The following is a 19457-nucleotide window of genomic DNA, read 5'->3' on the forward strand; positions in this document are numbered from 1 at the left end:
GGCGCCCCGCACAAGGTTACTGGCTTCCCGGACGCCCTCTTACTGGCGGATGGACCAGCCCCGCTCCCGCAGGGCCGAGGTGAGGACCGATGCCGCCTTCGGCTCGACCATGAGCTGCACCAGACCGGCCTGCTGCCCGGTGGCGTGCTCGATGCGCACGTCCTCGATGTTGACCCCGGCCAGCCCCGCGTCCGCGAAGATGCGGGCCAGCTGCCCGGGCTGGTCGTCGATGAGGACCGCGACGATCTCGTACACCCGCGGCGCGGATCCGTGCTTGCCGGGGACCCGGACCTGTCCGGCGTTGCCCCGCCGCAGCACGTCCTCGATGCCGGTGGCGCCCTCGCGGCGCTTGGCCTCGTCGGAGGACTGGAGGGCGCGCAGGGCCTGCACGGCCTCCTCCAGGTCGACGGAGATGTCGGAGAGCAGGTCGGCGACCGGTCCCGGGTTGGCGGAGAGGATGTCGATCCACATCCGCGGGTCGGAGGCCGCGATCCGGGTCACGTCCCTGATGCCCTGCCCGCACAGCCGTACGGCCGCCTCCTCCGCGTTCTTCAGGCGCGCGGCGACCAGGCTGGAGACCAGGTGGGGCATGTGGGAGACGAGGGCCACGGCACGGTCGTGGGCGTCGGCGTCCATGACGACCGGGACCGCTCGGCAGTGCGAGACGAGCTCCAGGGCGAGGTTGAGGACCTCGGTGTCGGTGTCCCGGGTGGGGGTGAGCACCCAGGGGCGGCCCTCGAAGAGGTCCGCGGTCGCCGCCAGCGGACCCGACTTCTCGCGGCCCGACATGGGGTGCGTGCCGATGTAGCCGGACAGGTCCAGGCCCATCGACTCCAGCTCGCGGCGCGGGCCGCCCTTGACGCTGGCCACGTCCAGGTAGCCGCGGGCCGCGCCCCGGCGCATGGCGCCCGCGAGCACTCCCGCCACGTGCGCGGGCGGCGCGGCGACGACGGCGAGGTCGACCGGGCCGTCGGGGGCCGCGTCCGTGCCGGCGCCGAGCGCCGCCGCCGTGCGGGCCTGCTCCGGGTCGTGGTCGACGAGGTGCACGACCACCCCGCGCTGGGCGAGGGCCAGGGCGGCGGAGGTGCCGATCAGCCCGGTGCCGATGACGAGTGCGTTTCTCACTGGGCGATGTCCTTGCGCAGGGCGGCCGCGGCGCCGAGGTAGACGTGCGCGATCTCGTCGCGCGGCCGGTCGGACTCGATGTGCGCGAGGACGCGGACCACGCGGGGCATGGCGCCCGCGATGTCCAGTTCCTGGGCGCAGATCAGCGGTACGTCGACGATGCCGAGCTTGCGGGCCGCGGCGGCCGGGAAGTCGCTGTGCAGGTCGGGGGTGGCCGTGAACCAGATGCTGATCAGGTCGTCGGCGCTCAGGCCGTTCCGCTCCAGGACGGCGGTGAGCAGCGCCCCCACCTGTTCGTCCATGTGGCCGGCCTCGTCCCGTTCGAGTTGGACGGCTCCCCGGACCGCTCGTACCGCCACGACGCTGCTCCTTGCTGAGGTGAATCAGGTCTCGGGCATCCAGCCTAGTCAGACCGCGTGGGACGGGTGGGCGCCGCCCGCTCGCTGAGACAACAGGTGAAACGGGTGGTTTATCGCGTGCTGCCCCGTTTTGCTTCGACTTCATGGTGTTCGATGCGAAAATGCTGCTGCTCCGCTCGGAGCTCTTCCCCTCCCCCGGAACCCCCGGAGTGATGACATGACCCAGGGCTCTACGCGGCGCACGGTGCTCGCCACGAGTGCGGCGGCGCTCGTGGCGGCGGGCTGCGGCAAGACCGGCAGCAGCAACTCGGAGGCGTCACCCGCCTCGGAGGCCACCTCTCCCCCGAAGACGGCCTCCCCCACGGGGGCGTCGCCCACCTCGATGACGTCCCACCCGGCGGCGACCTCCCCGGCCACCGAGGGGACCGCCGCCGGGCGTGAGCTGGCGAGCACGGCCGACATCCCGGTGGGCGGGGGCAAGGTCTTCGCGCAGCAGAAGGTCGTGGTCACCCAGCCGGAGAAGGGCGAGTTCAAGGCCTTCTCGGCGATCTGCACCCACCAGGGCTGCACGGTGAACAGGGTGGCCAACGGCACGATCGACTGCCCCTGCCACGGCAGCAGGTTCCACGTCACCGACGGCTCGGTGGCCCACGGCCCGGCCGTCAGACCGCTCCCCGTCAAGCAGATCAAGGTCGAGGGGAACTCCGTCCACCTGCTGTGAGGATCCGCGCCGCGGGGGCGCGTTTCTCCCACTCGCTCCCCGCTCCCCGCTCCGCGCGGAGCCCGATCACCGACGCGTGGCGGACTCTCTGCGCCGTGTCCGCCGCGCGTCGGCCTGCCGGGGAGACGGCTGAGCCGTCCGGGGCCCCAAGGGCCCGGACGGCCCGGACGTCCTGACGACGCCTAGAGGTCGACCTCGTTCATCAGCATGCCGACCTCGGTGTTCGACAGTCGGCGCAGCCAGCCGGACTTCTGGTCGCCCAGGGTGATGGGTCCGAAGCCGGTGCGGACCAGCTTGTCGACCGGGAAACCCGCCTCCGCGAGCATGCGGCGGACGATGTGCTTGCGGCCTTCGTGAAGGGTGACCTCCACGAGGTAGTTCTTGCCGGTCTGCTCGACCACCCGGAAGTGGTCCGCGCGCGCGTAGCCGTCCTCCAGCTGAATGCCGTCCTTGAGCTTCTTGCCCAGGTCCCGCGGGATGGGGCCGACGATGTGCGCGAGATAGGTCTTGCGCACGCCGTACTTCGGGTGGGTCAGCCGGTGCGCCAGCTCGCCGTGGTTGGTGAGCAGGATCACACCCTCGGTCTCGGTGTCGAGCCGGCCCACGTGGAAGAGGCGCGTCTCGCGGTTGGTGACGTAGTCACCGAGGCACTGGCGGCCCTCCGGGTCCTCCATGGTGGAGACCACACCGGCGGGCTTGTTCAGCGAGAAGAACTGGTACGACTGCGTGGCCACGGTCAGCCCGTCGACCTTGACCTCGTCCTTCTCCGGGTCGACCCGGCGGCCCTGCTCCAGGACGATCTCGCCGTTGACCTCGACCCGGGCCTGCTCGATCAGCTCCTCGCAGGCGCGCCGCGAACCGTACCCCGCACGGGCGAGTACCTTCTGCAGCCGCTCGCCCTCCTGCTCGGCGCCCGGGAAGGTCTTGGGCAGCTTGACGTCCTTCTTGCCGGCGTACCGGTCGCGGTTGCGCTCCTCCATCCGCGTCTCGTACTCGCGGGAGCGGGCCGGAGCCGTACGGCCGCCCTGCTGGGGCTGCCTGGGGCCGCCCTTGACGCCGCCGCGCGCGGATCCGCCGCGCCCTGACTTCGGGCCGTCCTTCGTCGCGCCGGGGCCGACGTCGTAGCGGCGCTCCTCGGGTCGGGGCTTGCGGGGGCGGCCCTGCCCCTGCCGCTCGTCCCTGTTGTCGCCGGCACCGCGGTGGTTGCCGCGCCCGCCGTTCCTGCCGCTGCCGCTGCTTCGCATCAAAGTTCCGTCGTCGTGTTCGTCGTGTGGTCGCCGTCTGCGCCCGGCGCGTCATCGGGAGCGTCCGGGTCGAACGACGGTACGCCCTCCTGGGTCTCGGCCTCGATCGCCTCCGCCTCCGGGAGGAAGGGCGCGAGCTCCGGGAGTTCGTCCAGACCGCGCAGGCCCATCCGCTCCAGGAAGTAGTTCGTCGTCCTGTACAGGATCGCACCTGTTTCGGGTTCCGCGCCCGCCTCCTCGACCAGACCGCGCTGGAGCAGGGTCCGCATGACGCCGTCGCAGTTGACTCCGCGGACGGCCGAGACCCGGCTGCGACTGACCGGCTGGCGGTAGGCGACCACGGCGAGGGTCTCCAGGGCGGCCTGGGTGAGCCGGGCCTGCTGGCCGTCCAGGACGAAGCCCTCGACGGCGGCCGCGTACTCGGGGCGGGTGTAGAAACGCCAGCCGCCGGCGATCAGCCGCAGCTCGAAGCCGCGCCCCTGCACGGTGTACTCGTCGGCCAGTTCGCGCAACGCGTCCGCGATCTGCCGGCGGGGCCGCTGGAGGATCTTCGCCAGGTGCTCCTCGGTCGCGGGCTCGTCCACGACCATGAGGACGGCCTCCAGGGCGGGCTTCAGGTCGAGGCCGGCGACGGCGGCCGGGCCCGCGGACGGTTCGGTGGTCTCCTCGCTCACGCCTTCATCTCCTCCTTGGGCTCCTTGGGCTCGCCGGATTCCTCTGGCACCTCGGGCGGACGGTCGAACTCGTCCGTCACCGTGGGCGCCTCGTCCCCGTCACCGCCGGTCCAGCGCACGGTCAGCTCGCCGAGCGCGGTCTCCTGGTCAAGGGCCACGGCCTTCTCGCGGTACAGCTCGAGCAGGGCGAGGAAGCGGGCCACGACGGTGAGCGTGTCGTCGGTGTCCGCCACCAGCTCACGGAAGCCGGCCTCACCGAGCTCCCGCAGCCGCGCGATCACGATCCCGGCCTGCTCCTGCACACTGACCAGTGGCGCGTGAATGTGGTCGACGTACACCTGCGGCTTGGGCTTGGGCTGCATCGCCTTGACGGCGAGTTCGGCGAAGCGGGCCGCGCCGATGCTGATGACGACCTCGGGCAGCAACTCGGCGTGGTGGGGTTCCAGCCCCACGGTGCGGGGGTGGTGCCGGCTCTCGTCGTCCAGCCGGCGGCTGAAGATGTCGGCGATCTGCTTGTACGCGCGGTACTGGAGCAGCCGTGCGAACAGCAGGTCCCGGGCCTCCAGCAGGGCGAGGTCGGCCTCGTCCTCCACCTCGGCGGCGGGCAGCAGCCGGGCCGCCTTGAGGTCGAGCAGGGTGGCGGCCACGACCAGGAACTCGGTCGTCCGGTCCAGGTCCCAGTCGGGCCCCATGGCCCGGATGTGCGCCATGAACTCGTCGGTGACCTTGGACAGCGACACCTCGGTGACATCGAGCTTGTGCTTCGAGATCAGCTGCAGCAGCAGGTCGAACGGCCCCTCGAAGTTGACCAGCCGGACCTTGAACACCCCGTCGCCGGCCTCCGGCGCGGGCTCGGCGGGCAGCTCGGTCGCCGGCCCCGCCGGGGCGCCTCCGGGGAGTTCCGCCGGGGGCCCAGAAGGCTCCTCGGCAGCCCCGGGTGCGGGCATGGGCTCCGCGGGCGCGGCCGGCGGTCCGGGACGCTCGTCCTGGGGCGCAGGCGGTGCGGAGGGGTGGGCCGGGGAGTCGCTTGCCGTTCCCGGGCCGCGGCCCAGGGCGCGCCGTCGGCCGGTGGGGGTGGGAGCGTCGTTCGAGGTCATGGCCGTCGCAGGCTACCGCCTGCGGCCCGCTCGGACGGCTAACGCCCGCGCAGCCGCCGTACCAGGATGCTTGCCTCGCCCCGGGACTCCAGGTCGGCCAGCACCACGGCGACCGCCTCGCGGACGATGCGCCCCCGGTCCACGGCGAGTCCGTGCTCGCCGCGGAGCACCAGACGGGCGTGCTCGAGGTCCATGAGCTCCTCGGCGGACACGTACACGGTGATCTTCTCGTCGTGCCGTTCGCGGCCGCTCGGCCGGCGTGCCGCGCTGCGGCCCCGCTTGCGCGGCTGCTCGGCCGCGGGGGCAGAACCTTCCTGCGGCGCCGCCGAGCGCCGCACGGGGCGCTCCGCGGTCGTGGACCGGCTGCGGGACTCGCCCGTGTCCGTCGGCCCCGCCTCCACCGCCACGTGCTCCGCGCCCTCGCCGTCGCCGCCCTGCGCGGGCACCGACTGCGGCGCGTCCTCGCCTGCGGCGGTCGGGTCGCTCTCCCCCGCGGGGGCGGGCACCCGTGCCTCGCCGCCTGCCTGGCGTCGGGGAGTGGACGGCTGGAGCGCCATTCCCCCTGTCGTACGGAACAGTTCGTCGGCCCCCGGCAGACTCACTCGGCGTGACACCGGGCGAGCACCTCCCTGGCGAGCTGGCGGTAGGCGGCGGCTCCGACGGAGTTGGAGGCGTACGTGGTGATCGGCTCACCGGCGACCGTGGTCTCCGGGAAGCGGACCGTGCGTCCGATGACCGTGTGGTACACGTGGTCGTCGAACGCCTCGACGACACGTGCCAGCACCTCGCGGCTGTGCACGGTGCGCGAGTCGTACATCGTGGCCAGGATCCCGTCGAGCTCCAGCTCCGGGTTGAGGCGCTCCTGGACCTTCTCGATGGTCTCGGTCAGCAGGGCCACACCGCGCAGCGCGAAGAACTCGCACTCCAGCGGCACGATCACCTTGTGCGCGGCCGTGAGGGCGTTGACGGTGAGCAGGCCGAGCGAGGGCTGGCAGTCGATGACGATGTAGTCGTAGTCGTCCATCAGCGGCTTCAGGGCGCGCTGGAGCGTCGACTCGCGCGCGACCTCGCTCACCAGCTGGACCTCGGCGGCCGACAGGTCGATGTTGCTGGGCAGCAGGTCCATGTTGGGGACCGCCGTCTTCAGCAGGACCTCGTCCGCGGACATGCCCCGCTCCATGAGCAGGTTGTAGACGGTGAGGTCGAGCTCCATGGGGTTGACGCCGAGACCCACCGACAGCGCGCCCTGCGGGTCGAAGTCCACGAGCAGGACACGGCGGCCGTACTCCGCTAGCGCGGCACCCAGGTTGATGGTCGACGTGGTCTTGCCGACGCCGCCCTTCTGGTTGCACATCGCGATGATCTTCGCGGGGCCGTGGTCGGTCAGCGGACCCGGGATCGGGAAGTACGGCAGCGGGCGTCCGGTCGGGCCGATGCGCTCACGGCGCTGGCGGGCCGCGTCGGGCGCGAGCGTGGCCGCGTACTCGGGGTCGGGCTCGTACTCGGCGTCGGGGTCGTAGAAGTGCCCGTCGGGCAGTTCGTCGTAGTCGGCGAAGTGGTTGTGGGGCGCGCCACTTCCGTCGCCGGCCATGGCGTTCACGTGATGGCCATCCATGCTTGGGGGTGCTGGCTGAGTCACTCCTGTTGTCCGGTGACTCTGGTGGGCTGCGAAGGTGCGCACAGCGACGGAGCCGACAGCCTCGAGCCGCGTGGGGCCCTGGCCCGGCGCAGGCATTCCTGGTTGACCACCCCCGGGAGAAAATGTCGACTCATTCACAAGTCGTCTTACCTCCTTGGTGACCAGGGGACTTCTAGACAGGTCAGCGTGGCACCATGCCGACGTTTGGCGACTCTATGGCGTGTCGGCGGTCCGCAGCAACACAATCCGCCGGACCCGGCCCGATGTGTCGGTAATGGAACATCCCTCTGTCAAGGGCGTACGAGCGTCGCACGGCAGGTTTCACCGGTGCGTGAATCGGTCGAATGGTTGCGTTCGAGGCGAGTTGACCGAGTGCGGCGAAGTGACCATACACACATCCGGCCGGACCTTGTGGGGCAAGGTCCGGCCGGCCGTGCGAGGTTGACGACACTAGTTGACGTATCGCCTTTCATGCCTTGGCGACTTGGCGACCCGCTCAGCCGAGCAGGGACTCCAGCGCGACGTGCTCCAGGCCGTGGGCCTCCGCGACCTCGCGGTAAACGACCTTGCCCTCGTGGGTGTTGAGGCCCTTGGCCAGCGCCGCGTCACGGCGCAGCGCCTCCACCCAGCCACGGTTGGCGAGTTCGACGATGTACGGCAGCGTGGCGTTGGTCAGCGCGTAGGTCGAGGTGTTGGGCACCGCGCCCGGCATGTTGGCGACGCAGTAGAACACCGACTCGTGGACCTTGAAGGTCGGCTCGGCGTGCGTGGTCGGGTGGGAGTCCTCGAAGCAGCCGCCCTGGTCGATCGCGATGTCGACAAGGACACTTCCGGCCTTCATCCGGGACACCAGCTCGTTGCTGACCAGCTTCGGGGCCTTGGCGCCCGGGACGAGCACGGCACCGACCACGAGGTCGGCCTCGACGCAGGCCTTCTCCAGCTCGAAGGCGTTGGAGACGACGGTCTTGATCTTCGTGCCGAAGATCTTGTCCGCCTCCTTGAGCTTGTTGATGTCCTTGTCCAGGAGCGTCACGTGGAAGCCCAGACCGATGGCGATCTGCGCGGCGTTCCAGCCGGAGACGCCACCGCCGATGATGACGGCCTCGCCGGCCGGCACACCCGGGACACCGCCCGGCAGCACACCGCGGCCGCCCGCGGCGCGCATCAGGTGGTAGGCGCCGACCTGCGGCGCGAGGCGGCCCGCGACCTCGGACATCGGGGCGAGCAGCGGCAGCGCGCGGTTGGGGAGCTCGACGGTCTCGTAGGCGATCGCCGTGGTGCCGGACTCCAACAGGGCGTCCGTGCACTCCTTGGAGGCGGCCAGGTGCAGGTAGGTGAAGAGGATCTGGTCCTTGCGGAGGCGGTGGTACTCCTCGGCGATGGGCTCCTTGACCTTCAGCACCATGTCGGCGGCGGCCCAGACCTCGTCCGCGGTCTCGAGGATCCGGGCACCGGCGGCCACGTACTCCTCGTCCGGGATCGAGGAGCCGACACCCGCGTTCCGCTCGACGACGACCTGGTGGCCGTTGCGCACGAGCTCGTGCACGCCTGCGGGGGTGATGGCCACCCGGAACTCGTTGTTCTTGACTTCGCGGGGGATGCCGACCTTCACGTCGATCACGGTCCTTGACTCAGAGAATGTGGGGCAAATGCAGACGTACCCCGGCACGCGGAGGCATACCAGGCGACACCGCAGGAGAACGAGCGGCAGCACCAGTCTAATGAAGGCGTTCCGTCTGTCTAGCCTTTCATTGCATCAATCTTCAGTGGATGCACTGCGGATTTCGCAGGCATTGGCGCCTTCTTCCGTCAATGGGCCCTCCGGGCCGCCGTCCTCGGCCGCAGGGACCTCTTCGACTTCGGCGTCGAGCAGGCGCCGGGCCGCCCGGCGGTGCAGGGCCGCGGTGGTCGCGTCGCCCAGCCGCTCCAGGGTGTCGGCGAGCCGCAGCTGGAGCGCCGCCTGGAGCCGTACGTCCTCGGCGCGGCCGGCCCACTCGACCGCCTCCTGACAGGTGCGCAGGCAGTCCTCGGGCCGCCCGGCGTACTCCTGGACACGCGCCAGCTCGCTCAACGCCCGCGCGTGGGCGGCGACATCGCCCAACTTCCGGTGCACGGCGGCGGCCGCCCGCCAGTTGCGCAGCGCCTCGCCGTAGCGGCCCGTGTAGGTGTGCGCGGCGGCGATGCGGCCGTAGAGGCGGGCGGCGTCCTCGCGCTCCTCACGCGCCAGCCGCTGCGCCAGGGCCCGGCCGAACCAGTCGGCGGCCCGGTCGTAGTCCCCGAGCTCCTGGTGGGAGCTGCCTACGGATTCCATGGCGCGGCTGATCGCGTACGGGTCCTCGGCCTCCCGTCCGGCGTCCAGCGCGGCCCGGTAGCGGGCCAGTGCCCCCGCCGTACGTCCGGTGCGGGCGTCCAGGTCGGCGAGGTTCAGCAGGGCGGCGGCCTTCTCCCGGGGCAGCCCGCGCCGCTCGGCCACGTCCAGGACGAGCCGGTGGACGCCGTAGAGGTCGGCGGCCGCGGCCTGGGTGCCGATGTGCGCCACCATGGCCCGCACGAGCTGGGACATCAGACGGCGGGCCAGGGTGTCCAGCTCGCCGTCGGCGACGGCGAGCCGGGCCGCGGCGAGCAGGGCGGGCCTGCGGGCGCGCAGCCACCTCTCGGCGGCCCGCGGCGTGGCGAAGCGCAACCCGGAAGGCAGGCTCTTGAGCTTCTCCCTGGTCTCGGGGCTGTCGGTCTCGGTGATCGCCCGGCAGGACTGGAGCAGCCGCACGGTCCGCTCCAGCATCCTGGCGCGGGCGAGCCGCAGCTCGGCGGGGCGGTCCTGGCGCTCGGCGAGCTCAGCCAGCAGCGGGTGCAGACAGCCGGGGACCTCGTAGCACGGCAGCGACGAGGGGACGGCGCGCAGCACCCCGAGGTCGGCGAAGTCGTCGAGGAGACCGCGGGCGGCCTCGACCGAGCAGCCGGCGAGCGCCGAGGCGGTCTGCGGGTCGACGTCACCGGCCGGGGCGAGGGAGAGCAGCCGCAGCAGCCGGGCGGCCGTGCCGGACAGGGTGCCGTGCACGAACCGCAGCACCCGGCCGAGGACGGAGCCCTCGTCGGGGTCGGCGCGCAGCTGCTTGGTGAGATCGGCGACGGCCGCCTGGGGGTGGGCGGCGAGCCAGCCGCCGGCCAGCGCCAGCGCGGCGGGCTGGCCCTGGCAGACCTCGACCAGGCTCTCGGCGGCCCGCGGGTCGACGGTGATGCGCACCGGGTCGATGCGCTGCGCCAGCAGTTCCACACCGGACTTGGTGTCCAGGCCGCCCAGGGTGCACGGGCGGACGTCGGCGATCCCGGTGAGCGGGCCCCGGGAGACGGCGACGAGGAGGCAGTCGGCGTTCTCCGGCAGCAGCGCGTCGACCTGGTCCGCGCCGGCCGCGTCGTCCAGCAGGAGCAGCGCCCGGCGCTCGGCGAGCGCGGTGCGCAGGGCCTCGGTCAGGTCCTCCTCGGCGGCGCCGGGCGGGGTCGGCAGATCGAGGGCGGTGAGCAGGTCGCGGGCGAGGGCCTCGACCGCCACGGGGGTGCCGTCGGGCTCGGTGAGCCTGGCGCGCAGCACACCACCGGGGTAACGCTGCGCGACCTGCTCCACCAGTTCCTCGGCGAGTGCCGTGCGGCCCGAGCCCGGCCTGCCCGCGATCAGCAGGACGCGTGCGCGGGGTGCCTTGCGGCCGGTCAGGGTGTCGAGGCCGGTCCGCTCGATGTCGGCGCGCAGCTCCTTCAACTCCCGTGTGCGGCCCAGGAAAAGACTCTTCGCGGCCGCGGGGAACGGATCCCCGCCGGACAGGCCCACGCCGCCTGCGTCCACCGCCTGATCCGTCACGGGCCACACTCCCGTCCCACCGCACGTGCAAGCCCGCCGGGACTCCGGTCCGGGCGCTTCCAGAGCCTAGTTCACGCTCTGCGACGTACTGTGCGGAGCACGACGGACACGTCGCCCGATCGGATCAGGCGATGGTCACACCGCGAGGTTCGGCGGCGCGCTCAGGACGCGAAGGGGCGCGCCGGCCAGGGCGCCTCGGCCGGGCGCAGCGCGTCCAGCCCGTCGCCGTGGCGTGCGGCGACCAGCGACAGGACCCCCACCGCCAGGCAGTTGTTGTGCAGTTCGCCCGCGAGCACGCCCCGCACCAGTTCGTCCACCGGCATCCGCGCGTGCTCCATGTCGGTCTCCTCGTGCTCCGCCGCGAAGCGTTCGCCGACCGCCTCGGACAGGCCCCGGGCGAGGAAGATCCGCACGGACTCGTCGCAGCCGCCGGGCGTGGTGTAGACGTCGGTCAGCACCCGCCAGTCCTCGGCCTTGACGTGGGCCTCCTCGTACAGCTCGCGCTGGGCGGCGTGCAGCGGGTTCTCGCCGGGCACGTCGAGCAGGCCCGCCGGGATCTCCCACAGCCGCTGCCGCACCGGGTGGCGGTACTGGCGGATCAGCAGCACCCGGTCCTCCTCGTCGAGGGCGAGGACGGCCACGGAGCCCGGGTGCACCTGGTAGTCGCGGGTGACCACGGAGCCGTCCGGCATGACCACGTCGTCGGTGCGGACGGAGGTCTTGCCGCCGACGAACGGGGTGCCGGTGGCCCGGATCTCCCACTCCTCCGGGATGTCCTTGATCGTCATGCCCTGCCCTTTCCGACGTGCGCAAACAGAACGGGGGTGCGCGCCTTCGACGGCACGCACCCCCGCAACCGTACAACCGGGCGTGCTACTTGGAGATCTTCCGCTCGACGGCGGCCTTCACCAGGCCGGCGAACAGCGGGTGCGGGCGCGTGGGGCGCGAGCGCAGCTCCGGGTGCGCCTGGGTGGCGACCAGGTAGGGGTGGACGTCGCGCGGGTACTCCACGTACTCGACGAGCTTGCCGTCCGGGGAGGTGCCGGAGAAGACGATGCCCGCCTTCTTCTCCAGCTCCGCGCGGTAAGCGTTGTTCACCTCGTAGCGGTGGCGGTGGCGCTCCTCGACGTACTCCTTGCCGTCGTGGACCTCGCGCACGATCGAGCCCTCGGCCAGTTTGGCCGGGTACATGCCGAGCCGCATGGTGCCGCCCATGTCGCCCTCGCCGGCCACGATGTCGAGCTGCTCGGCCATGGTGGAGATCACCGGGTGGCCGGTGGCCGGGTCGAACTCGGTGGAGTTGGCGTCCGCGATGCCGGCCAGGTTGCGGGCGGCCTCGATCACGATGCACTGCAGGCCCAGGCACAGGCCCAGCAGCGGGATGCCGTTCTCGCGGGCGTAGCGGATGGCGCCGACCTTGCCGAGCACACCGCGGTCGCCGAAGCCGCCCGGGATGCAGATGGCGTCGACGTCGGCGAGCTGCTGCTCGGCGCCGGCCGCGGTCTTGCAGTCGTCGGAGGTGACCCACTTGATCTTGACCCGGGCCTTGTTGGCGAAGCCGCCCGCGCGCAGCGCCTCGGTCACCGACAGATAGGCGTCGGGCAGGTCGATGTACTTGCCGACCAGGGCCAGGGTGATCTCGTGGTCGGGGTTGTGGACGCGGTCCAGCAGGTCGTCCCAGGTCGTCCAGTCCACGTCGCGGAAGGGCAGGTCCAGCTTGCGCACGACGTAGGCGTCCAGGCCCTCGGCGTGCACGACCTTCGGGATGTCGTAGATCGACCGGGCGTCGGGGCAGGCGACCACGGCCGCCTCGTCGACGTCGCACATCAGGGAGATCTTGCGCTTGATCGCGGTGGGGACCTCACGGTCGCAGCGCAGCACGATCGCGTCCGGCTGGATGCCGATGTTGCGCAGCGCGGCGACCGAGTGCTGGGTCGGCTTGGTCTTCAGCTCACCGGAGGGGCCGATGTAGGGCAGCAGCGAGATGTGCACGACGAAGACGTTGTCCCGGCCGACCTCGTGGCGGACCTGGCGGACGGTCTCCAGGAACGGCAGCGACTCGATGTCGCCGACCGTGCCGCCGACCTCGGTGATGACGACGTCCACCTCGTCGGTGGCCATGCGCCGGATGCGGTGCTTGATCTCGTTGGTGATGTGCGGGATGACCTGCACCGTGTCGCCCAGGTACTCGCCGCGCCGCTCCTTGGCGATGACCGTGGAGTACACCTGGCCGGTGGTGACGTTGGCCGAGCCGTCCAGGTCGCGGTCGAGGAAGCGCTCGTAGTGGCCGATGTCCAGGTCGGTCTCGGCGCCGTCGTTGGTGACGAACACCTCACCGTGCTGGAAGGGGTTCATCGTGCCCGGGTCGACGTTCAGGTACGGGTCGAGCTTCTGCATCACGACGCGCAGGCCGCGAGCCTTGAGCAGCATCCCGAGGCTCGAGGCGGTGAGGCCCTTGCCGAGCGAGGAGGCGACACCCCCGGTGACGAAGATGTGCTTGGTCGTCGTAGATTTCGGCGGCATGGCCAAGAGGGGGCTCCCGTGGTCGCGGTTGGTCGTGCGGTACGGCTGGCCGGTCCGGGGAACCCGGATGTTCCGGCTGAGACGCCGTCGCTGCGGTTCGGGGGTTTCGAGCCCACCGGTCCACGGGCTACCAGGGTATCAGCGCCTGACGGGCATGGCTCCCGGCCACGCTCCGCGCACGCTCAGACACGTGCGCATACCACTCACAGGTCCCTCACGCATGGCTCACTCGTTCGGCGCACCCGGGTTGCCCGGAGCGGCACGCAGATCATCTACGTGCGTCGTATCCTGCTCGGACACTCGCTGAGGAGCCCGGCCGGCAACACGGCACCACCCCCGTCCGTATGACCCGGAACAACTAGAGCTCGTCAGTTCGTTGAGCAAGGGTTGTCGTTCTGCCCCCGCGGCCGACCGGCGGTTCCCCCCACCGCTCGACGACGCTTTACAACCACCCCTTGACCGCACTAAGCGACAGCCCCTTCGTGGGGTGTGACGTGGCCGTTCGACTGGAGTTGCACGTGGCCGGGCGCATCGAAGACTACGCACTCATCGGAGACATGCAGACCGCTGCCCTGGTCTGCCGGGACGGGACAGTCGACTGGCTGTGCCTGCCCCGCTTCGATTCCCATGCCATCTTCGCCGGCCTGCTCGGTACCGAGGAACACGGTTTCTGGCGGATCGGCCCGGCGTTCGCGGACGGCACCCAGCCGCCCACCGCGGGCCGGCGCAGCTACCGCGGCGACTCACTGATCCTCGAATCCGAGTGGGACACCCCGGACGGAACGGTCCGCGTGACCGATTTCATGCCGCCGCGCGACGGTGCCCCGCAGCTGATCCGCATCGTGGAGGGCGTCAGCGGCCGGGTGCCGATGCGCTCGACGCTGCGCATGCGCTTCTCCTACGGCCGGGTCGTGCCGTGGGTGCACCGGCACGAGGACCGCACGGTGGCGGTGGCGGGCCCGGACTCCGTGTGGTTCGACACATCGGCGAAGACCTACGGCGAGTCGCTGACCACGTACGCGGACTTCACGGTCGCTCCCGGTGACCGGATCGCGTTCACGATCTCCTGGCAGGCCTCGCACAAGGAGCCGCCGCCGCTGCCGGAGCCGGAGCAGTCGTTGGAGGCGACCGAGGAGTTCTGGCGCGAGTGGGTCGGGCACTGTACGTACCACGGCCCCTACCGCGAGGCCGTGATCCGCAGCCTGATCACGCTCAAGGCCCTGACCTACGCCCCGACCGGCGGCATCGTCGCGGCCCCCACCACCTCCCTGCCCGAGGACATCGGCGGCGTACGCAACTGGGACTACCGCTACACCTGGTTGCGGGACGCGGCGATCACCCTGTCCTCGCTGCTGCGCACCGGCTACCGCGAGGAGGCCCGCGCCTGGCGCGAGTGGCTGCTGCGGGCCGTCGCCGGCGACCCCGAGAACCTCCAGATCATGTACGGCATCGCCGGCGAGCGCGAACTCGGCGAGGCGGAGCTGGACTGGCTGCCCGGCTACGAGAACTCCGCGCCGGTCCGGGTGGGCAACGGCGCCGCGCACCAGCTCCAGCTGGACGTCTACGGCGAGGTCACCGAGGCGCTGCACCTGGCCCACATGACGGGCCTGGCCCGCAACGACTACGCCTCCCTGCTCCAGCTCAAGCTGATCCAGTACCTGGAGAAGCACTGGCAGGAGCCGGACGAGGGCATCTGGGAGGTGCGCGGTCCGCGCCGCCACTTCGTGCACTCCAAGGTCATGGCGTGGGTCGCCGTGGACCGCACCATCAAGCTCATCGAGTCCGGGGAGGCCGACGGCCCCCTGGAGCGCTGGAAGGTGCTGCGCGACGACATCCACCGCGAGGTGTGCGAGAAGGGCTACGACAAGGAGCGCAACACCTTCACGCAGTCCTACGGCTCGCAGGAGCTGGACGCGTCCTTGCTGCTCATCCCGCAGATGGGCTTCCTGCCGCCGGACGACAAGCGGGTCATCGGCACCATCGAGGCGATCCAGCGCGAGCTGTCCACCACGGACGGGTTCATCCTGCGCTACCCCACCGACGGCGACCACGCGGGCGTCGACGGCCTGCCCGGCGACGAGGGCGCCTTCCTCGCCTGCTCCTTCTGGATGGCCGACGACCTGGCGATGATCGGCCGCGTGGACGAGGCCCGCAAGCTCTTCGACAAGCTCCTGTCGCTCCGCAACGACCTGGGCCTCCTCGCCGAGGAGTGGGACCCACGCCGCAAGCGCCAGGTGGGCAACTTCCCCCAGGCCTTCAGCCATGTGCCGCTGATCGACACGGCCCTGCGCCTGACGGCGAGCGGCGCCTACGGAGGCTGACCCGGAGCCGGGCGGGCGAGCGCGCCCGCCCGGCGGTCATCCCAGCTCACAGTGGTCTCAGCGGTCCGGCCACCCGGCGCTGCCGCCGTGCCGCGGGCAGAGGTAGCGTCCGCTTCATGGACCGCAGATTCGACACCGAGGGCACCGGCATCACCGTCCGGCGCGCCCTCGAACTGCCCGGCCTCCGCAGCGGCCTCCCCGAGGTCCTCGCCGGCGCCGACAAGCTGACCCGCACCGTCCGCTGGGTGCACGCCGGCGAGGTCCCCAACATCGCCTCCCTCCTCAAGGGCGGCGAGCTCCTGCTGACCACCGGCTACGGCCTCGGCACCCGCCCCGCGGACCAGCGGGTCTTCGTACGCACCCTCGCCGACCGCGGCATCGCGGCCCTGGTGGTGGAGCTGGGCCCGCGCTTCACCCGCCTGCCCGCCGCCCTCGTCGAGACCGCGCGGACCGCCGGTCTCCCCCTCGTCCAGCTGCACCGCGAGGTGCCGTTCGTGGCGGTCACCGAGGAGATCCACACGGAGATCGTCAACGGCCACTACGCGCTGCTCCAGCGGGCCGAGGAGGTGCACCTGCGCTGCACCCAGGCGCTGCTCGGCGGCGGCGGGGTGCCGCAGGTGCTCGGCATCCTGGCCGACTTCGGCGGCAACCCGGTGTTCCTGGAGACCCCGGACGGGCAGCTGCTGTACGCGGCCGGCTCCGGCCCCGAGGGCGCCGATCCGCTCCAGGTGTGGGAGGGGCTGCGCGGCCAGCGCAAGGACGCGGCCCCGCCGGCCGGCTCGGTCGTCGTGGACGTGCCCGGCGGCGGTCCCGGCGCCGGCTCGGTGCGCGCCCGGCTGGTGCTGCTGCCGGTCCGCTCGCCGCTGGCCCCGGTGCACCGCATGGCCGCCGAGCGGGCGGCGGGCCTCCTGGCCGTGGTGCTGATGCAGGCCCGCCAGGACGAGGAGCTGGCGGCGCGCGGCCGCGGCGACTTCCTGACCGACCTCGCCGAGGGGCGCATCGCCGCCGAGGACGCCCCCGCGCAGGCCCGGGTCCTCGGTTTCAAGCCGGGCGGCAGCCCACTGCTGCCCGTGGTGATGCGGCTCGGTGACGCGCTCGCGTCCACCGGGGGCACCGACCGGCCGAGCGCGGGCACCGGCGGCGGCTGGGCGGCGCTGGCCCGCGCGGTCGCCGAGGAGCTGGCCTCGGTGGGCGTGCCGGTGCTGCTGGGCGTGCGGCCGGTCGAGGGCCGGGTGCCGCTCCTTGTCGGGCTGCGCTCGGAGGGGGAGCGGACCACCGTCGCGGACCGGGTCGCGGCGGCGCTGCGGGCGGGTGTGGAACGGGCCGGGATGCGGCGGCCGGGCGGGCAGCCGGAGGTGGTGGTCGTCGGGATGGCCGGCGGCTGGGCGGCCGCCTCGGCGGGGCTGCGGCACGCGGCCGAGACGGCGACTGCGGCGCAGGGGCTGCCGGACCGGCCCTGGTACGACGCCCGCCGCCTCGACATCGACCTGCTGCTGTGGCGGCTGCGCGACCATCCGGACCTGGCGGCCTTCGTGGACCGTGCGATCGGCCCGCTGCGCGACCACGACCGGCGCTCGAAGCCGCCGTTGCTGCCCACCCTCCAGACCTATCTGGCGCACGCGGGCCGCAAGGCGGAGACCGCACGCGAACTGCACCTGAACCGGCAGACGCTCTACAACCGCCTCGCCCGGATCGGGGAGTTGCTGGGCACCGACCTCGACGACCCGCAGACGGTCCTGGCCCTCAGCCTGGCCCTGCGGGCCCGCCGGCACGTGCCCTGAGCGTCAGGCCAGCGGCCGGGGCCGGGTCAACTCGTCGTAGACGCTGAGCACCTGGGCGACCGTTTCGTCCTCGGTGGGCCAGGTGGCGGCCTGCCGGGTGCCCAGGTCCCGCAGTTCCTCGCGGCGTCCGGGGTCGCCGAGCAGCCGTATGACGGCTCCGGCGAACGCCTCCGGGTCCTGGTCCCGCACCAGTTCGGCCGCGTCGCCCACGATTTCGGGGATGCCGCCGGTCCGCGCCGCGACGAGCGGCACCCGCGCGTGCAGCGCCTCCTGGGCGAGGACGGAACGGGCCTCCCAGCTCCTCGGCAGCAGCGCCAGGTCGGCGGCGGCGAGCAACTCACCGACGTCGTCGCGCCGTCCGAGCAGCCGCACCGGCAGCTCCTCGTCCTCGATCCGCCGCTGAAGCTCCGTACGCGACGGCCCCTCCCCCGCGACGACGAGCAGCGGCACGGGTTCCAGCAGGCGCCAGGCGCGGGCCGCGTCCAGCAGCAGCTCATGGCCGCGGCCCGGATCCAGGGAGGCGACGGAGATGAGCAACGGCCGGTCGGTGGCCCCCAGTTCTGCGCGCACCTTGGCGCGGGGACGGTCCGGGTGCTCGTATCCGCCGGCCGGCCGGGGCACCGCGACCGCGGCGAGCCGGGCGTCCCGCGCGCCCCGGCCGCGGGCCCGGTCGACGAGTTCGGAAGTGGTCCCGAGCACGACGGTGGCGGCCCTGACCACGCGGCGCTCCAGCAGCCGCAGCAGATGGGCGCGGGCCCCTTCGGCGGGCTCGTGGTTGTGCCAGGTGACCACGAGGGGCGTGCCGCGGCCGCTGAGCGCCAGCACCGCCCGGAAGGAGGCGTGCAGCCCGTGCGCGTGCACCAGGTCGGCGTCCGCGCAGACCGTGCGCAGCGCGGCCACGGACACCGGGTCGCTGCTGCGCGGCACGTGCACGTGCTGGGCGCCGACGCCGGAGAAGGCGTAGGCGCGATCGGCGTCCGCGGGGGCGCACACCGTCACCCGCACGCCCCGGGCGACCAGCCCCGCGGCCAGCGACCGCACGTGCGCGCTGCTGCCGGCGCTGCCTCCGCCCAGCACCTGCACGGTGCGCAGCGTCGACTGACCGTGCGATACGTGGCTGATCACGGGGCTCACGCGGCCGGGGCTCCTGGTTCGGCGTCGGACGGGTACGAGGAAGTGAAGTTACGGGGAAACGTACAGAAGGTATCGAGTCGAGGTGCTCGACCGCGCGCCCCGCTCGGCGTAGGGCTCCCGTTCCAAGGATGCCAGCACGTACGGGTGTTCCTGTCCCGCCGGAGTGTCGGAAGTGTGCGGGACCAGGCGGCAGCCGGGGACCACGTCACTCACACGAGTGAATTTGACGGGTGTTCGCCCTCTCTTCCCCACTCTCCGTGGACGGCCGCGGCCACCACCACGGCGGCGTGGGCGACCAGTCCGGCGCGCCCGTTGGACGCGACGACCGCGGTGCCGAGGACCGCGCCCAGGGCGTGCGCCCCCGTGTCACCCAGCATCACCCGCTCTCCGAGGTCCTCGGGAAGCACGGCCGCGGCGGCCCCCGTGGTGACGGCGGCCAGCTCCGCGCCCGGTCCGCCGCGCAGCAGTCCGGGCGCCCCGAGCGCGAGCACCGCGCCGGCGGCCCGCCCGGGCCGCACGTCCAGGAGGTTGACGGCGTGCGCGGCACCGGCGATCACGACCCCGGCGAGGAACCTGTCCAGCGGCCGCTGCTTCAGCAGCGCCCCGGCGGCCAGTCTGGCCGCCGTGATTCCGAACAGCTTGACCGCCCCGCCGGTCACCTCACCACCCCGCAGTGCGGCGAGATGCGCCCGGAACCCGCGCCGCCCGTCACCCGCGCCGGCGACGTCGTCCCAGGCGCCGCAGACCCCGGCCGCGAGCACCGCCAGACCGGCCGCGGGCCGCACCCGCGCGGCCGCGGCAGCGGCCGCCACAGCCACCGCGGGCCCCGGGTACAGCCCGACGGTGCGCCCCGCGTGGTTCCGCCGCTCCCAGCGCGCGCGGCCGCCGGGCGCGAGGGCCCGCAGGCCCGCGGTACCGGCCCGGGTGAGTGAGACGGCCAGTGCGAACGAGGTGGCGGTCCGGGAGATCATCCCGCCACCTTACGC

The 19457-nt window shown here is 72.5% G+C and carries 16 protein-coding genes; 3 read left to right on the forward strand and 13 right to left on the reverse strand.

What is annotated here, in order from left to right; all coding sequences use genetic code 11:
* Positions 1 to 39: 39 nt before the first annotated feature.
* Positions 40 to 1125 (reverse strand): prephenate dehydrogenase, encoded by a 1086-nt coding sequence (locus tag ACIOWN_RS09585; RefSeq protein WP_362346730.1) that lies wholly within the window; start codon positions 1123 to 1125, stop codon positions 40 to 42.
* Positions 1122 to 1484, reverse strand: a complete 363-nt coding sequence (gene aroH, locus ACIOWN_RS09590; RefSeq protein ID WP_362346728.1) for a chorismate mutase — start codon at positions 1482 to 1484, stop codon at positions 1122 to 1124. Before aroH ends, ACIOWN_RS09585 begins: the two co-directional genes overlap by 4 nt.
* Positions 1485 to 1701: 217 nt before the next feature.
* Between aroH and ACIOWN_RS09595 the strand changes: the two genes are divergently transcribed.
* Positions 1702 to 2205: a Rieske 2Fe-2S domain-containing protein gene (locus tag ACIOWN_RS09595; protein ID WP_362346726.1), complete on the forward strand. Its 504-nt coding sequence runs from the start codon at positions 1702 to 1704 to the stop codon at positions 2203 to 2205.
* 182 nt (positions 2206 to 2387) lie between these two features.
* On the opposite strand, the gene ACIOWN_RS09600 is transcribed toward ACIOWN_RS09595, so the two are convergent.
* From ACIOWN_RS09600 to ACIOWN_RS09640, 9 genes are all read right to left on the reverse strand, one after another.
* Positions 2388 to 3449: a pseudouridine synthase gene (locus ACIOWN_RS09600; protein ID WP_362346724.1), complete on the reverse strand. Its 1062-nt coding sequence runs from the start codon at positions 3447 to 3449 to the stop codon at positions 2388 to 2390.
* Positions 3449 to 4123, reverse strand: a complete 675-nt coding sequence (gene scpB, locus ACIOWN_RS09605) for an SMC-Scp complex subunit ScpB (protein WP_362346722.1) — start codon at positions 4121 to 4123, stop codon at positions 3449 to 3451. Before scpB ends, ACIOWN_RS09600 begins: the two co-directional genes overlap by 1 nt.
* Complete coding sequence (locus ACIOWN_RS09610; RefSeq protein ID WP_362346721.1) at positions 4120 to 5220, reverse strand: segregation/condensation protein A; 1101 nt, start codon at positions 5218 to 5220, stop codon at positions 4120 to 4122. The genes scpB and ACIOWN_RS09610 overlap by 4 nt, the downstream gene beginning before the upstream one ends.
* Positions 5221 to 5258: 38 nt before the next feature.
* Complete coding sequence (locus tag ACIOWN_RS09615; protein ID WP_362346719.1) at positions 5259 to 5834, reverse strand: hypothetical protein; 576 nt, start codon at positions 5832 to 5834, stop codon at positions 5259 to 5261.
* A complete protein-coding gene (locus tag ACIOWN_RS09620; RefSeq protein WP_100567648.1) occupies positions 5819 to 6955 on the reverse strand; it encodes a ParA family protein in 1137 nt (378 codons plus the stop codon). The genes ACIOWN_RS09615 and ACIOWN_RS09620 overlap by 16 nt, the downstream gene beginning before the upstream one ends.
* 400 nt (positions 6956 to 7355) lie before the next feature.
* The gene (ald, locus tag ACIOWN_RS09625) at positions 7356 to 8480 is read right to left on the reverse strand and encodes an alanine dehydrogenase (protein WP_362346717.1); all 1125 of its coding nucleotides are present in this window, start codon (positions 8478 to 8480) and stop codon (positions 7356 to 7358) included.
* 135 nt (positions 8481 to 8615) lie between these two features.
* The gene (locus ACIOWN_RS09630) at positions 8616 to 10712 is read right to left on the reverse strand and encodes a tetratricopeptide repeat protein (RefSeq protein WP_401981360.1); all 2097 of its coding nucleotides are present in this window, start codon (positions 10710 to 10712) and stop codon (positions 8616 to 8618) included.
* Positions 10713 to 10873: 161 nt separating this feature from the next.
* Entirely contained in the window at positions 10874 to 11500 is a 627-nt protein-coding gene (locus tag ACIOWN_RS09635) for an NUDIX hydrolase (RefSeq protein ID WP_362346713.1), read from the reverse strand.
* Between the two features lie 85 nt (positions 11501 to 11585).
* A complete protein-coding gene (locus ACIOWN_RS09640) occupies positions 11586 to 13235 on the reverse strand; it encodes a CTP synthase (RefSeq protein ID WP_362346711.1) in 1650 nt (549 codons plus the stop codon).
* A 518-nt stretch (positions 13236 to 13753) separates the two neighbouring features.
* Between ACIOWN_RS09640 and ACIOWN_RS09645 the strand changes: the two genes are divergently transcribed.
* A complete protein-coding gene (locus tag ACIOWN_RS09645) occupies positions 13754 to 15556 on the forward strand; it encodes a glycoside hydrolase family 15 protein (RefSeq protein ID WP_362347223.1) in 1803 nt (600 codons plus the stop codon).
* Between the two features lie 116 nt (positions 15557 to 15672).
* Positions 15673 to 17337, forward strand: coding sequence for a PucR family transcriptional regulator (locus tag ACIOWN_RS09650; protein WP_362346709.1), 1665 nt, complete (start codon positions 15673 to 15675; stop codon positions 17335 to 17337).
* Between the two features lie 3 nt (positions 17338 to 17340).
* Here ACIOWN_RS09650 and ACIOWN_RS09655 read toward each other — a convergent pair whose 3' ends face one another.
* Both ACIOWN_RS09655 and ACIOWN_RS09660 read right to left on the reverse strand, forming a co-directional pair.
* On the reverse strand, positions 17341 to 18471 hold the full coding sequence (locus ACIOWN_RS09655; protein ID WP_401981364.1) for a glycosyltransferase family 4 protein: 1131 nt from the start codon (positions 18469 to 18471) through the stop codon (positions 17341 to 17343).
* Positions 18472 to 18680: 209 nt separating this feature from the next.
* Positions 18681 to 19442 carry a hypothetical protein gene (locus tag ACIOWN_RS09660; RefSeq protein WP_401981367.1) on the reverse strand — a complete coding sequence of 254 codons (762 nt, stop codon included), beginning with the start codon at positions 19440 to 19442 and terminating at the stop codon, positions 18681 to 18683.
* Positions 19443 to 19457: the final 15 nt, after the last annotated feature.

The sequence above is a fragment of the Streptomyces sp. NPDC087787 genome (genome assembly GCF_044743035.1).
Taxonomy (GTDB): Bacteria; Actinomycetota; Actinomycetes; order Streptomycetales; family Streptomycetaceae; genus Streptomyces.

Bases quoted from the DNA above. Each gene is read 5' to 3' on its own strand.
- ACIOWN_RS09595 (WP_362346726.1), top strand. From the start codon at position 1,702: ATGACCCAGGGCTCTACGCGGCGCACGGTGCTCGCCACGAGTGCGGCG.
- ACIOWN_RS09600 (WP_362346724.1), bottom strand. From the start codon at position 3,449: ATGCGAAGCAGCGGCAGCGGCAGGAACGGCGGGCGCGGCAACCACCGC.
- ACIOWN_RS09610 (WP_362346721.1), bottom strand. From the start codon at position 5,220: ATGACCTCGAACGACGCTCCCACCCCCACCGGCCGACGGCGCGCCCTG.
- ACIOWN_RS09620 (WP_100567648.1), bottom strand. From the start codon at position 6,955: ATGCCTGCGCCGGGCCAGGGCCCCACGCGGCTCGAGGCTGTCGGCTCC.
- ACIOWN_RS09635 (WP_362346713.1), bottom strand. From the start codon at position 11,500: ATGACGATCAAGGACATCCCGGAGGAGTGGGAGATCCGGGCCACCGGC.
- ACIOWN_RS09640 (WP_362346711.1), bottom strand. From the start codon at position 13,235: ATGCCGCCGAAATCTACGACGACCAAGCACATCTTCGTCACCGGGGGT.
- ACIOWN_RS09650 (WP_362346709.1), top strand. From the start codon at position 15,673: ATGGACCGCAGATTCGACACCGAGGGCACCGGCATCACCGTCCGGCGC.
- ACIOWN_RS09660 (WP_401981367.1), bottom strand. From the start codon at position 19,442: ATGATCTCCCGGACCGCCACCTCGTTCGCACTGGCCGTCTCACTCACC.